Source organism: Acaryochloris marina MBIC11017 (assembly GCF_000018105.1).
Taxonomy (GTDB): Bacteria; Cyanobacteriota; Cyanobacteriia; order Thermosynechococcales; family Thermosynechococcaceae; genus Acaryochloris; species Acaryochloris marina.
In genome coordinates, this window is sequence record NC_009925.1 from 3,100,337 (window position 1) to 3,115,010 (window position 14,674).

Annotated in this window: 8 protein-coding genes; 5 read left to right on the plus strand and 3 right to left on the minus strand. The window is 46.9% G+C overall.

Translation table 11 applies throughout. The features are described 5' to 3' along the window. Positions 1-1,218: 1,218 nt before the first annotated feature. Entirely contained in the window at positions 1,219-6,864 is a 5,646-nt protein-coding gene (locus AM1_RS43220) for an alkaline phosphatase (RefSeq protein ID WP_012163503.1), read from the plus strand. Between the two features lie 339 nt (positions 6,865-7,203). On the opposite strand, the gene AM1_RS13975 is transcribed toward AM1_RS43220, so the two are convergent. Beyond that, positions 7,204-7,527: a hypothetical protein gene (locus AM1_RS13975; protein WP_012163504.1), complete on the minus strand. Its 324-nt coding sequence runs from the start codon at positions 7,525-7,527 to the stop codon at positions 7,204-7,206. A gap of 145 nt (positions 7,528-7,672) precedes the next feature. Further along, a complete protein-coding gene (locus AM1_RS13980) occupies positions 7,673-8,506 on the minus strand; it encodes a DNA adenine methylase (protein ID WP_012163506.1) in 834 nt (277 codons plus the stop codon). A 95-nt stretch (positions 8,507-8,601) separates the two neighbouring features. On the opposite strand from AM1_RS13980, the gene AM1_RS13985 reads away from it, so the two are divergent. The 4 genes from AM1_RS13985 to AM1_RS14000 all read left to right on the plus strand — a co-directional run bounded on the left by AM1_RS13985 (position 8,602) and on the right by AM1_RS14000 (position 14,065). Next, positions 8,602-8,808 (plus strand): DUF751 family protein, encoded by a 207-nt coding sequence (locus AM1_RS13985; protein WP_010480124.1) that lies wholly within the window; start codon positions 8,602-8,604, stop codon positions 8,806-8,808. 64 nt (positions 8,809-8,872) lie between these two features. Beyond that, complete coding sequence (gene rbfA / locus AM1_RS13990) at positions 8,873-9,289, plus strand: 30S ribosome-binding factor RbfA (RefSeq protein WP_012163507.1); 417 nt, start codon at positions 8,873-8,875, stop codon at positions 9,287-9,289. A 12-nt stretch (positions 9,290-9,301) separates the two neighbouring features. Beyond that, on the plus strand, positions 9,302-10,918 hold the full coding sequence (locus AM1_RS13995) for a glycoside hydrolase family 3 N-terminal domain-containing protein (protein ID WP_012163508.1): 1,617 nt from the start codon (positions 9,302-9,304) through the stop codon (positions 10,916-10,918). 234 nt (positions 10,919-11,152) lie between these two features. Beyond that, positions 11,153-14,065, plus strand: coding sequence for a pentapeptide repeat-containing protein (locus tag AM1_RS14000; protein ID WP_012163509.1), 2,913 nt, complete (start codon positions 11,153-11,155; stop codon positions 14,063-14,065). A 147-nt stretch (positions 14,066-14,212) separates the two neighbouring features. On the opposite strand, the gene AM1_RS14005 is transcribed toward AM1_RS14000, so the two are convergent. Further along, entirely contained in the window at positions 14,213-14,674 is a 462-nt protein-coding gene (locus AM1_RS14005; protein ID WP_012163510.1) for a hypothetical protein, read from the minus strand.

The following is a 14,674-nucleotide window of genomic DNA, read 5'->3' on the forward strand; positions in this document are numbered from 1 at the left end:
GTGAGTTGAAGGTTTCTAGCAGCATCTACTCAGGAAACATCGCCAAAGTCCATCTGTACATCTCCATATTGGGTCATTCGAGCTTCAACACGATTCAACGGTTGATCATTGAGAGCATACAGAACCAGCACTCCCCGCTGACGGAATTACCAAGGGACTTTCTTGGCTGCCAGCCATACTGTTCTCCGAGCAAGTAAATGGCTGCGGTCAAACAGAGCGGTAAGCAAGGGTAGTTCTAAAGCTGAGATGGTTTCGACACAGCGACAATAATTCTTGTCTCGCTGATTAGTCAGAACAATGATAGGAAAAGGGTAAAGAGATATTTGTAAGAAATTTGACCTCGATTTCGTGAGGCCATAGGGATCGGCGAATGAGTAGACTACCCCATAAAACCTTCAGAAATCTATGTCTTTTAAATCACCAATATATTACTCTTAATTAAATTCTTATTTGTTACAAAATCGTACACATTTAGTAACCATTCACGATACAAAAAATCAAGATAGATATATGGCTTTCAAAAATTTATTCGAAAGCACTTGCCAAAATCGACACTTTTGTTTTCGTTATTCCTTGTTTTCTTCTTCCTAAATCAAGATTAATTCCTTTAATCCTAAATTATTTTTTTCTTAAACTCAACTTTTTTTATTCTTAAAGTTAGAATGAAACCCTGAGTTTGGGAAAGATTTTCAAGTTGATTATCTTTTGAGATTCCAACCTGTAAATCTCATTGAGAATGCTTCTGCAGATTAAGCTTCAGCATTCTCCTTTTCTAAGACTTATTTTTTATGTTGATACATTAAATAATTTCACCGTACATATTGGTGTTTTGTGGGGATCATCTCAAAGTGTATGTGTCAAAATTTTTAGTTAAGGACGTCAGCCTCTTCAATTCAAAAGAGTCTTAATAAAGCCTGCTGATTCACAGTGTTTTTACTGTGAATTTCCTGCTTTTCACAGCATGTATGTCAGCCAGTAGTGAGTTAAACCATTTAACTACTGAGCAATTTTTAAGGTGTTTGATAAATTTACACTTTTATTGATAAAGACTGTTGTCAAAAAATTATTCATTTATTAACTTTCCGATGGCTACTCCTTAACCTAAATAAGAAATTATTTCACATATAAATATTCGCTGTCGGCATTTTCTTCTGGACTAGGATTTCTATGTCCAGAGCTAATACAGCAGCTAATGAATTAATTTCTGAGGTTTAGTTCATGACAAGTAACGTCATTTTTATTCATCCTGATGGAGCAGACCCATCACATTTTGCTGCTGCCCGGTTCAAATCTGTTGGCCCAGATGGTCGTCTGAACTGGGATGAAGCACCTGCAGCAGGCGTCTATCTAGGACACTTAGACGATAGCGTGGTCGCCACATCTAATGGAGGTGCGGTCGTCCATGCTTATGGAATCAAGTCTGTTGCCCCCAGCTATGGCTTTGATGAAAACGGGATTGCATATCAATCCCTTGCTGCTCTTCAAGGTCAGAATGTTGCGGGTTCAGCTCCAGACGCAACGGTTCTACAAGAAGCGATTGCAGCAGGTCGCCCAACGGCTGTGATTAACTCAGGTTTCATTGCCGAACCCGGTACGGGCGTATTCCTAGCTGATGCAGAAAGTCGACGCGATCGCGAAGGTATTACTGCTCAGATTGTTGAATCCGGTGTCAACGTGATCATGGCTGCGGGTGAAATTGATTATCTTCCTGTTGGCACTGTTGGATTCTTCGGTGAAGAAGGAACCCGAACAGATGGCCGTAACCTGATTGAGGAAGCCGAAGCTTTGGGCTATACCGTTGTGTATACCCGTGAGCAATTGGAAAGTCTGCCTGCAGACACCGAGCGCGTGTTGGGTGTTTTTGCTGCTGATGATACCTATAACGATGTTCCTGAAGGGCAGCTAATTCAAGACGGTTTTGTGGATGATAATGGTGAACTGATTACCTATGGTCAGCCACCTCTCAATCCAAATCCGCCTACTGTGGCTGAGATGCTGGAAGCAACGCTCAAGCTCGATTTATTTAGCCAAGAAGAAGACGGATTCTTTATCGTTCTTGAAGAAGAAGGAACCGATAACTTTGGCAACAACAACAATGCTCGGGGGACGATTGATGCCACCCTCAGAGCCGATGCTGCTATTGGGGTTGCAAGGGATTTTATTGATAACGTCAACTCCAATACCTTTGTTGTCACCGCCGCAGATAGTGCGGGTGGGGCTTTAGAAATTGATGATGTTTCGGGTCCAACAGTAGGAACCACCACGACCCAACGGCAGTTGAATGCAGCCGGAGAAAACAGTGGCATTACAGTACCTTTAGATGGCACAACGGGCAGCGACACTGCACCATTTGTGAGCGCACCGGATAGAAATGGTAACAGCTATGAATTCGGTGTTGCTTGGGCCGGTTTACCAGACTTTGCGGGGAGCATTGTTTCAAAAGCCTACGGCGAAGGGGCAGACCGTTTACCTGCAACCCTCGATAACACAACGATTTATCGACTGATCTACGAAAGTCTCTTTGATGTTCGTCTAGATGCACCAGAGGGTGTGCCCGATGATCTGGCTCCTCGTGAAGCCCCTGAACCCACTGCCGATACTGGCAATGTCATTTTTATTCACCCAGACGGGACCAGCCCTTCCCACTACGCAGCAGCACGGTTCTCATCCTTGGGGACTGATGGCCGTCTCAATTGGGACCAGATGAGCAATGCAGGGGTCTATTTAGGCCATATTGATGATCGTCTTGTTTCCACGTCTAATGCAGGAGCGGTTGTTCATGCTTACGGTGTAAAACCCTTTGCAGGTAGCTATGGGTTTGATGCACCTGTTGACGAAGGGGGCCAAGAAATCGTTGCCCTTTCCGGTCAGAATGCCACCATTGCCCAAGAGGCCCAGGCTGCTGGTAAAGCCGTCGGCATCATCAACTCTGGATTTATTGCTGAGCCAGGCACAGGCGTTTTTCTAGCTGATGTAGACAACCGGGGTGAGACAGAGGCCATTACAGCTGAAATTCTGGATCAGCGACCAGATGTGATTCTCGGGGCAGGTGAAACGGATTATTTGCCCGTTGGTACAGTCGGTTTTTTCGGGGAAGAAGGAACCCGAACTGATGGCCGCAACCTAATTGAAGAAGCCGAAGCAGCAGGGTATGAAGTTGTTTTCACCCGTGACGAACTGTTAGAAGTTGACACTGAAAATACGGATCGCTTGCTAGGTATTTTTGCAGCAGAAGACACCTATAACGACTTTTTCGAAGATGAGCTGCGTCGAGATGGTTTTGTCGACGAAAATGGCGATCTGATTCTGTATGGTCAGCCCCCTCTCAACCCCAATCCACCGACTGTGGCTGAGATGCTAGAGGTGGCACTGCCCATTCTCAACCGTGACCCAGATGGTTTCTTTTTGGCCTTGGAAGAGGAAGGAACAGACAATTTCGGTAATGATAACAATGCTGCTGGTACTATCGAAGCTGCTCTCCGTGCCGATGAGGCTATCGGTGTTGCCCTTGATTTCGTCGACAATATTGATCCCAACACATTAGTCATCACAGCTGCAGATTCTGATGCAGGTGGCTTAGAAGTCGACGATGTCCCGATTAGTGGCTTTGGCTTAGATCCAGCCGATCCAGCTGCAGGGTTTACACTAAGAACTCAAGCTGAATTGGCCGCTTTTGGCGATGACGCTGACGGAACGCTTGTTCAGGTTGATGATATTGACGGCAGCAATGACGTACCTGGCTTCAGTACCGATATTTTCGAAGCTTTCACCACAGGCGCTCCCGATGCCGATGGTGACGTGTTTGACTTCGGTGTTGCTTGGGCCACTCGCTCTGATGTCAATGGTGGCATCGTCTCCAAAACCTATGGTCTAAATGCTGACCTATTACCTGCCACAACAGACAATACTGATATCTATCGCGTCATGTATCAGACCCTGTTTGGTGTTGCTCCTGAAGCCGCAGGTAACAGCGAGTTAGAAGGATTTGCGTCTCTCCCCGCCGACACCTTTGCTGAGGGACCTCCTGCAGGTGGCGACAATGGTAATGGCGGCCCCATCGATGCCAACGGTCGCACGGGTCCTTTTGAGGGTCAACCCGTCCAAGGTTTTAGTGGTGTACAGTTTGCAGACAGCGATGGTAGTTTCTGGTTCTTGTCTGACAATGGCTTTGGGGCTAAAACCAATAGCTCTGATTATTTACTGCGACTCTACAAAGTTGACCCCAGCTTTGCAGGTTCAGAAGGTGGTGATGGATCGGTTGAGGTCGAAGACTTTATTCAACTCTCTGATCCCAATAACCTCATCCCTTTTGAGATTCAGAATGAAGGTACGACTGAGCGTCAGCTCACCGGATCTGATTTCGATATTGAGTCCTTTGTCATTGATGGCAATGGCGACATTTGGGTGGGTGAAGAATTTGGCCCTTACCTCCTGCACTTCAATAGCGATGGTGAGTTAATCGAAGCCCCCACTGCTACACCCAACCCAGTAGAACTGAATACCCTCAACGGCCAAGATCCCATCGTAATTGGACACCGGGGTGCCAGCGGTATTTTGCCAGAGCACACACTAGAGGCCTATGCCACAGCCATCGCCCAAGGAGCTGACTTTATTGAGCCTGACTTGGTGATCACCAAAGATGGTGTCCTGATTGCTCGCCATGAGCCGCTGCTAGATGACACCACCAACGTCGCCGATGTTTTCGGTCCTGAGCGGATGTCGACCAAAATGTTGGATGGGGTAGAAACCACTGGCTACTTCGCCGAAGACTTCACCTTAGAAGAAATCAAAATGCTGCGAGCCGTGCAGTCTCGTGATTTTAGATCGCAGGATTTCAACGGCGCTTTCGAGATTCCCACCCTCAAAGAAGTGATTGAGCTGGTCCAGGAAGTCGAAGCCGACACTGGAACAGTGGTTGGCATTTATCCCGAAACCAAGCACCCCACCTTCTTTGATTTACAGGATCTGTCCCTGGAAGAGCCACTTATTGCGACCTTCCAGGAAACAGGCTTTACGGATCCTAGCCGTCTATTTATCCAGTCCTTCGAGTTTCAGAACTTAATTGAACTCCAAGGCATGTTAGATGCAGAAGGTTTAGGCGATATTCCCCTAGTCCAGCTCTATGGCAATACCACTGCGAGTGCCAGTCCTGATTCTGGATTTTCTGTGCCCTACGATATTCGCTACAACGTTGAACAAGGCAACGACTTAGCAGCCATTTATGGGCAAGACTTCTTAGATGCAGCAGAAAACGCGCCGTCCGAAAACACCATTTACAGTGATTTAGACAATCCTGAAATTCTCCAAATTATTAGCGAGAAATATGCCGAAGGTGCTGGCCCTTGGAAAAATAATTTCTTACTGCGAGAAGCCCTTGATACTCCTGTAGATGGGGATGGCGACGGCAATGCTGAAATCACCACCCAACTGACCGGGGAAGTGACCTCTTTTGTGGATGATGCCCACGCCGCTGGATTACAGGTTCATCCCTATACCCTGCGGAATGAAGAGCGGTTTCTAACCCTCAATGCCGATGGCACTCCACAAACCCCTAAGGAGGAAATTAAGCAGCTGATTGACATTGGGGTAGATGGGTTCTTCACCGATTTTCCAGGGACCGGAGACGCAGTTCGAGATCAAATCGTGGCCGATGTGGTACGCTCACCCGATAATCCTGATGTGTTGACAGGGGATGAGGTTTCTAACCTACCTCGCTCGCGCGGATTCGAAGGAATGGCCATCAGCCCCGATCGGATGACCCTCTATCCCATGTTGGAGGGCACCGTCGAAGGCGATCCAGAAGGTTCCCTCAGAATTTATGAATTCGACGTAGAATCCAGCGAATATCAAGGCCTAGTCGGTCGCTATCAGCTAGATGACCCCAGCCATGCCATTGGTGATTTCACAGTCATTAACGAGAACGAATATCTGGTGATTGAGCGGGATGGTAATCAAGGAGATGAAGCTGCCTTCAAGAAAATCTTCAAGGTGGATTTGTCTCAATTGGATGACGAAGGGTTTGTGATGAAGGAAGAACTGGTTGATCTTCTGAGCATCAATGATCCGAATGATTTGAATGGAGATGGAGAGACAACTTTCAACTTTCCTTTCGTCACCATCGAAGATGTCCTGGTCATTGACGAAGATACTCTATTGGTTGCCAATGACAACAACTATCCTTTCTCTATTGGTCGCGGACCTGACATCGATAACAACGAAATCATTCAGATCAAGCTCAACGAACCACTCGACCTGGATCCACGGGTTGGCTTAGCCGGTCTTGATGGTGGTGATAGCGATTCTGATGGTGAAGGTAATTCTGATGGTGAAGGCAGCGGCGATTCTTCCAGTGACGATAGCCAAGGCAGTCGCGGAATAGACGTCCTTTCGGGTGGTCCCACTGATGATGATCTTAGCGGTGGTCGTGGCGATGACACTATCACAGGTGGTCTCGGTGATGACAACCTCATGGGAGGTCGGGGTAACGATCTCCTAGAAGGTGGTCAAGGTGACGACGATCTGTTTGGAGGACGGGGTCTAGATACGCTGAACGGTAACGAGGGTAGCGATATCCTAGTGGGTGGTCGAGGAGATGACCTACTGACGGGAGGCTCAGGTGAAGACCTATTCGCCCTCGCTGCAAGTGACGGCACCGACACCATCACAGATTTCCTTATTGGCGAAGATGTCGTTGGTCTAATCGGTGGCTTGTCCTTCGAGCAATTAGAAATTGTTCAAGGAACTGGAACGCAAACCGCAGACACTCTGATCTCCGTGGCAGAGACTGATGAACTCTTGGCTGTTTTAAGTGGAGTCCAAGCGACTACCCTCACTGACTCAGCCTTTGAAACATTCGTCGTCTAGTCCAAATTTACAGCGTTAACTTTCCTGATAAACGACTGAATCAGCAACGAGAGGTGAATTCTGTTCCGAACCACCTCTCGTTTTTTTTACTTTGCGAGGTGCCTATGTCTCTACAGTCCGATATTCAGTTCAAACCTCAGACGCTGGACGAAGGGTAGGGATTCCTCGCGGCGGCCTTTGAGCAGCCTGTGGCCATCGCATCTTAAAAAACCTCTCAAGACCCTTTAAGTCTTGCAGCTGATTCCTGCAATACATAAAAGAAAAGAGCCGATTGCAGAAAAATTAGCAATCAGCTCTAAAAGGTGTGAGGTATGTGTGTTTAGCGTTTTGTGATCTCAGTTAGCGAATATGAAATGCACCATTAGGACCACGCTGAATCACCTGTAGCGTTTTTGATGATTGAGCAGCATTTTGGCGAATTTCCCGAGGTTGAGCAATCTGCGCTGCACCATGAGAGCCACGAGTAACAATATTGGGAAAACCTTTTGCAGGAGTGTTAGGCCGGACTTGAGCATCATGGGGAATGCGGTCGACCTTGACTTGGCGAGCTGCACCATGAGGACCGCGAGTAACAGTAACAGTTTCAGCAGTAGCGGGGGAAACAAAGCCTAGACTGAAGACTGTTAAACCTGCCAAGACAGCGACTTGATTGTTGCGTTTCATTGTTTGCGCTCCAACTTCGATGACTTCAATGTACGAGGAGTATCTGAAGCTGGAATGATGGCGATCTGGGTGAGTCCCTGTAATTGGCTGAACAGACCATAAGGGATTAATGAGAATCCTGAGAGGTTCACTCAACCCACGATGATTACCAGGATGTGACCAATACCTCCGTAATCTTGCCGCGCTTTTGGGGGTTAGAGTTGATGGCCCGAGCCGCTTGAATCGAGTAAATGTTGAACGACTGGTAAAGGTCGCGGATAAACGAGCAATCTGAGTTAGACAGCATCACCTGTACGCCTCGACTTGCTAATTCAGCAAACACCTGAGCCAATTTCGTTTGATCTTTCGCCGTAAACGCACCTTTTGAATAGGCTGTAAAATCGCTTGTAGCGCTGATGGGATGATAGGGCGGATCGAAATAGACAAAATCCTGGGCTGATTGGGCCACCTCCAAAATCGTTTCAAACGGCTGCTGGTGGATCTGAACGGCTTGGAGAACTTCAGAAACCGCTTTCAGGAGCACTACATCACAAATTTTGGGTTTCTTGTATCGGCCCATAGGCACATTGAACTGTCCTTTGGAGTTTTCTCGATACAGACCATTGAAACAGGTGCGATTGAGATAAATAAATCGAGCGGCACGTTCAGCGGGTAAGGATGGATTGAGAGCTCGAATTTGGTAGTAGTAGTCATGACCATGCTGGCAGGCATGCGTCTCCAGATATTTCAAGACGTCATCTATCCGATCGCGAACACAGGTATAAACATTGACCAGTTCAGGATTCACATCAGAAAGAACTGCCTGCTCCGGCTGTAAATGGAAAAAGATAGCACCACCGCCTAAGAACGGCTCATAGTAAGCACCAAAGTTCTGAGGGAAATGCGGACCATATTGAGTGATTAATCGACCTTTGCCCCCTGCCCATTTCAGAAACGGACGGGCAGGAACTCGCGCCTGAGTCGGCAATGGACTAGTCATGGACGGGCAACCCCACAATGTAGAAGGTAAAGGCTTTGGGTTAAGATCAATCCTGTGAATCAGAGAAATCAATAATATATATCGACTAAATCACTATGGGTGACTTTTTTAAGAAACTCTCCTCGTATCCCAAGTTCTTCTTGGCGATTGTGGTTGGAGTATTTTGGACTTTACTCAAGCCTCTGCAGGGGTTTGCTAAGAATCCAGTGACTGGCTTGGCTGCCCTGGGCGTTATCGTCGGCGGCTTTGCCTTTCTTAGCTTCACCCTCAGTGCCATGATGGGGATGACTCCATTAAACTAGGCCTTGGGGAGACAACATATCTGTTAGCGGTTTCATCTCAGGGGAGATGGAGGAGTAGAAACGAATGGCTACAGGACGACGGGTTTCTCGTGTTGCCGAATTAATTAAACGCGAAGTCAGCCAAATGTTATTGCATAGCATCAAAGATGATCGAGTCGGATCCGGGATGATTAGCGTTACGGCTGTGGATCTATCGGGTGATCTCCAACATGCCAAGATTTTTGTCAGCATTTATGGCACTGATGAAGCTAGAGCAGAAACAATGGCCGGTCTAGAATCAGCCACAGGCTATGTTCGTAAACAATTGGGGCATCGCATCCACCTTCGCCGCACTCCAGAAGTCATTTTTTGTGAAGATCGCTCCTTTGAAGAAGGCAATCAGGTACTGTCGTTGCTCCATAAACTCGATCATGAGCGCCAGAATAAGCCTGCTGCCTCAACCGAAAAGCCTCCTGTAGGATCTTTAGACGCTGATCTCTAGTTGGATGAACTCTTGACTCATTTATTGCCAGAGCCAGATTCTCTGTCTTTGCCAGAACAAGTTGCTCAAATGTTGGTCGTCCGAGCCTCCGGCTATCTGTTCGATCATCAAATTCAATATCCCAGTTGGGAACCCAGCGCTGAGGTGCTGCGCCACTGGCTCACGGATTTAGGAGTTGGTGGGGTGATTCTGCTAGGCGGTAGCGCCGGAGAGATTGCCTGTCGATGTCAGCAACTGCAAGAGTGGTCTGCAATCCCCCTATTGCTAGCGGCGGATATTGAGGAAGGCGTCGGACAACGTTTTTCGGGAGCAACCTGGTTTCCTCCACCTTTAGCGTTAGCAGGGATGGTCCAAGCGGGAGCGGCCATCGAACAAGTTCAGCAGTCTGCTCAAGCCATGGGGGCTTGGACAGCCCAAGAAGCTTTAGCTATCGGTTTGAACTGGGTGTTGGCTCCGGTCGTGGATGTGAATAACAATCCCCAAAACCCGGTGATTAATGTGCGGGCATTTGGGGAAACACCAGAGCTGGTCAGCCAATTATCTACAGCCTTTATCCAAGGAGCCCAACCCTATCCAGTCCTGACAACGGCGAAGCATTTCCCGGGGCATGGCGATACGGCTACGGATTCTCACTTGGATTTGCCAGTGATTCCCCATGATTGCGATCGCATCTACAATACCGAGTACCCTCCTTTCCAGGCGGCGATTGCAGCCCATGTGGATGGGGTGATGAGCGCCCATTTATTGATACCGGCGTTAGACCCAGACTATCCCGCCACCCTATCTCCCAAAATTCTGACGGGAGAGCTTCGCCAAAAGTTGGGGTTTGAGGGGCTGATCGTCACGGATGCATTGGTGATGGGAGCCATTGCCAATCAATATGGTGCCAATGAAGCGGCAGTGCTAGCGGTCGCTGCTGGAGCCGATATCCTGATGATGCCTGCGGATCCGCTGGGGGCAATTTCTGCGGTGTGTGAAGCGGTGGAACGAGGACGGATTCCCTTAGAACAAATTGAAGCGTCGGTGGAGCGGATTTGGCGGGCAAAGCAAAAAATTACCCGCTATGAAGTGGAGGATACAAGTTATCAACATGCGTGGGAAACCCATACGCCTTTGCAGATCGATTTAGATCGGTTAGGAACGGCAGAGGCGATCGACGCGACTACCACGATCCTGAAGAGATCGAATGTGGTGCATGGACAGATTACTGCGATTCCTGACAATGCCCGAACGCTAATTATTGTGGATGATTTGGTGGATTGTGAGTTTCTTAGTCGCAAGGCTCTAGCGATTGATTTACCCCGCAAGTTGGGTTATCAGGTGCAAATTGTGGATGGTAATACGCCTGAGATACCGATGGATAAAGTGGGTCAGCCAACATTTTTGCAGTTGTTTATTCGCGGTAATCCGTTTAGAGGCAGTGCCCAGTTAAGTCGTCAGGCTGAAGCTTGGTTTGAGTTTTTGCTGCAATCTGACCAGTTACAGGCTTTAGCGGTTTACGGCAGTCCCTATGCATTAGCTCAGTTTCAAGGACAGCTTTCTGCTGAGATTCCTTATGGGTTTAGTTATGGGCAAATGCCTTTGGCGCAAAAACTTGTTCTCAAGCAATTATTAGGGCAGTTGGGATAAAACTTTGAAAAGTTTCTAACAGCTATCACTCCCCAAAATTTAGAGCATCTGATTCGGTTGGATCAACCATGACGGAAGCTGAGAAATATGAGTAATCTTTACCAAATACAAATTACAGTCAACTGCAAAAACTCTTTAAATAACTTAAATCTTAAAGTTCTACGTTGCTAAAACCAAGCAATCTAAAAATTGCGATAGTTTAAGGATGATAAAGCGTCATTATTCTTATTTCGCATGGGTTTATTGCAAGGTTTTTGGAATTTTCTGAGTACAGATGTTCGAGATTTTCCATGGGGGGAAGTTGCTCAACAAGGAATTGAAGCAGTCAAAACAACCTCTGAAGTTGGAAAAGCGATTAAAGAACAGGCACCGCATATCAAGCAACTGAAGCCGCATCTCAAGCAGATTGAACCCTTTTTAGAAACCATCAATTCACCTATTACCCAATTGGCCGTATCGGGATTGCCCTTTTTGTCGATAGGGATTAGTTTTGTCAAAATTTATCTCTCCCTATCTAAGGAAGAGCCATCTTTTGAAAGCTCTGTTGTTCTCGTTTCCCAGCTTGCCTACTTACAGAGCTTAGAAGAGGTGATCAAAGGAAATCATGATGAAGAGACCCAAAAAAAGTTAGAAAAAATTTGGTTACAGAAGCTTGTAAAAAGACAGTTGAATAAGATAACTGCCCAAGAGCTGAGTCAGTCTGAGGCGAAAGCAGCCACCAGTCGGTTTCCAGAATCTAGCTTGGCACAACAATTCAACAGCGTATTACAAGAACAACTAGACCAAATAGAACTAGATAGCACCTTGAGTCAGCGGTTTGTCAACCAGGTGTGTTGGGGAACCCATCAGTTTTTGCATCAGGCCATTGCTGAAGCGGGTGACGAGGTTAGTGTCCTTGCTGATGTTTATCGGACCGGCGGAAAAGCCATACAAGATAGATATGACAGCATCAACACTTATTTACAAGAACATATTCAACCCCTACCACATGAACAAGTCTTCGATGAAACAGAACCACGGATTACCTTTCTAGATCTCTATGTGTCTTTGGATGTGCAGCCGTTAGACCAATCAGGTGATCCAACTGGTCAACAACCAATCAATATTCATAAATGGGCTAAAAATATTCTCGACTCTAACGATGAGCAACGCAAGCTAATGTTTATTGAGGGAGAGGCAGGTCGAGGGAAATCAGTTTTTTGCCGAATGTTTGCAGATCTCGTACGGCAAGACTATCAGTTTTCGTTTGTACCCATTCTAATTCGTCTGCGGCGTTTACAAGTATTGAAAAATAATTTGACTGAGACCCTGGAAGATTCTCCAGAGTTAGAACAGGTAAGGTTTATTCGAGGTAACAATGCGTGGTTAGCAGACCCCAATACCAGGTTTTTAATTATTTTGGATGGTTTTGATGAGTTACTACTGGAAGGTCGTGATAGTGGCGGGTTAAAAGAATTTTTGCAGCAGGTTGCAGCTTTCCAAAATGAAAGTAATCATCAATGTTTGATTACTGGACGCCCTTTAGCACTTCAGGGGATTGCTCAGTTGATCACTCAGACCAAAAATTTACAACGGGTCAAAATTCAGCCCATGAACGATCACCTGCGTAGTGATTGGCTAGGAAAATGGAGGAGAAAATTTGGCAATCAAGAAGTCACTGAATTTGAAAATTTTTTAGCAGCATGTCCTGAAGAAATTCACAACAATTTAGCACGCGAACCACTCGTCCTATATCTATTAGCTCGACTGCACCGAGAAGGTCGATTGCAATCAGCGATGTTCGCAAAAGCCGAGGGTATTGCCGCAAAACTCTGCATCTACCGAGAGTCTATCAAGTGGGTCTTGGAAAAACAGCGCGATGACGAAAATATTAGGTTAGCAGGTGTAGAAGATCTTGAAGATCTACACGATGTTCTGAAAGAGGCAGCGTTGTGTGTTGTGCAGTCGGGTAACGAAACTGCCAAGCTCTCCATGGTCAAGCAACGATTTAAGAATACGTCTAACCCTGTTGCCGAGATTTTAAAGCAGGCTGAAGATACGACAAAAACATCTGAAGATAAAGTCCTCAATAATTTATTGACCACGTTTTATATCAAGCCGGGAGAAGGAGACAAGCGAGGATCCGTTGAATTTGCCCATAAGAGTTTTGGTGAATTCTTATTTGCCGAAAGACTACAGTCAGCAATTGAAGATTGGACCCGCTTAGATCATAGGGGTCGACGATTTGTTTTGGATGATCGTCAATTCCATGAACAACTCTATGATTTGTTGGGATATGGCGGATTGAGTGTTGAGATCGTTGATTATTTAATGGAACTGCTCAAGACCAGCAATCAGTATCAGCCTATTCCACTCTTCCAACGTCTACATGAGTTCTATTTAAATTGGTGTGAGGGTGAATTTATAGACAGTTCACCAGCAGAAAATTTGCCCCAAAAAAAATTTTTACAGCTACAGTCCGTTAATATTAATTCTGGTCTGCGCCAGGTCGATGTCTTTACTGGACTTAATGTATTAATTTTATTGCTGAGGTTGCACTCAGATAATCAACAGAAACCCAAAAGTGAAGCATGTGACGAGCTGATTTTCTATCCTTGCGGCAAAAGAGAGTCTACTGACTTTAAGACTCACAGATTTCTTCAGATTCTTCAGTATTCAGATTGTTTAGGCCCTGGTACATTTACCCGTCTAATCGGTTCTCATAGCCGATATGCCAACCTCTCCGATACCTACCTCTCCGGTACCTACCTCTCCAATGCCAACCTCTCCAGTGCCAACCTCGACGGTGCCAACCTCGACGGTGCCTACCTCGACGGTACCAACCTCTCCGGTGCCAACCTCTCCGGTGCCTACTTCGACGGTGCCTACCTCGACGGTGCCAACCTCTCCAATGCCAACCTCTCCAATGCCTACCTCTCCGGTGCCTACCTCGACGTTGCCAACCTCTCCGGTGCCAACCTCTCCGGTGCCAACCTCTCCGGTGCCAACCTCTCCGGTGCCAACCTCTCCGGTGCCAACCTCTCCGGTGCCTACCTCTCCGGTGCCTACCTCGACGGTGCCAACCTCTCCGGTGCCTACCTCGACGGTGCCAACCTCTCCGGTGCCAACCTCTCCGGTGCGATTATGCCTCAAGGCTTTACTAGTTGAAATCACAAAAACTCTACTTCCCTGTCAAGTAAAATTCATGTTTCTCAGCCCAACATCACAGGTCACGGGCACCCCTTACAAATATTAGGGTTGCTTTATGGTTTAAATTTAAATCGCCAACTTGTCTTATAAAAACATTCCGCCAATCTAAGCAATATCCATTGGCGGAGAAGGTTGATTTTGTCTCAGGGCTGTCTGAATTAACTGTTGTAGCTCATAACGAGTAATTTCTTCTCCCTGATCCAAATCACCCATCGTCTCCAAAAAGAGAATGCTATCCACAGGCTCCAACGCCAACAGCTGAAACAACAGCGGAATCACTGGCACTGGCAACGCCACCAAATCTGCTGACCGACTGGACCGAGTTGCATCCTGCAAATTGGCAAAGGCATAGACCACCGTCTTTTCCAACCCCGGCTTTTGCCGATGCTGCAAGGTCGTTAACTGCCAATTTCCCTGCAAATTTTGCAGAATATAGTACTCCTCAAACTTCAAACGCTGCTCTGCCAACTCTTGCAGCAACGGCGCAATAATTCGAATCGCAGCAGGCATCCCACCGTCTTGCGGCGCTTCATCAATCAGTGCTTGCACCTGCGGCTGCAAATTCAT

Excerpts from the sequence above, each read along its gene's own strand:
- AM1_RS43220 (WP_012163503.1), top strand. The coding sequence starts at position 1,219 with ATGACAAGTAACGTCATTTTTATTCATCCTGATGGAGCAGACCCATCA.
- AM1_RS13975 (WP_012163504.1), bottom strand. The coding sequence starts at position 7,527 with ATGAAACGCAACAATCAAGTCGCTGTCTTGGCAGGTTTAACAGTCTTC.
- AM1_RS13980 (WP_012163506.1), bottom strand. The coding sequence starts at position 8,506 with ATGACTAGTCCATTGCCGACTCAGGCGCGAGTTCCTGCCCGTCCGTTT.
- AM1_RS13985 (WP_010480124.1), top strand. The coding sequence starts at position 8,602 with ATGGGTGACTTTTTTAAGAAACTCTCCTCGTATCCCAAGTTCTTCTTG.
- rbfA (WP_012163507.1), top strand. The coding sequence starts at position 8,873 with ATGGCTACAGGACGACGGGTTTCTCGTGTTGCCGAATTAATTAAACGC.
- AM1_RS14000 (WP_012163509.1), top strand. The coding sequence starts at position 11,153 with ATGGGTTTATTGCAAGGTTTTTGGAATTTTCTGAGTACAGATGTTCGA.
- AM1_RS14005 (WP_012163510.1), bottom strand. The coding sequence starts at position 14,674 with ATGAATTTGCAGCCGCAGGTGCAAGCACTGATTGATGAAGCGCCGCAA.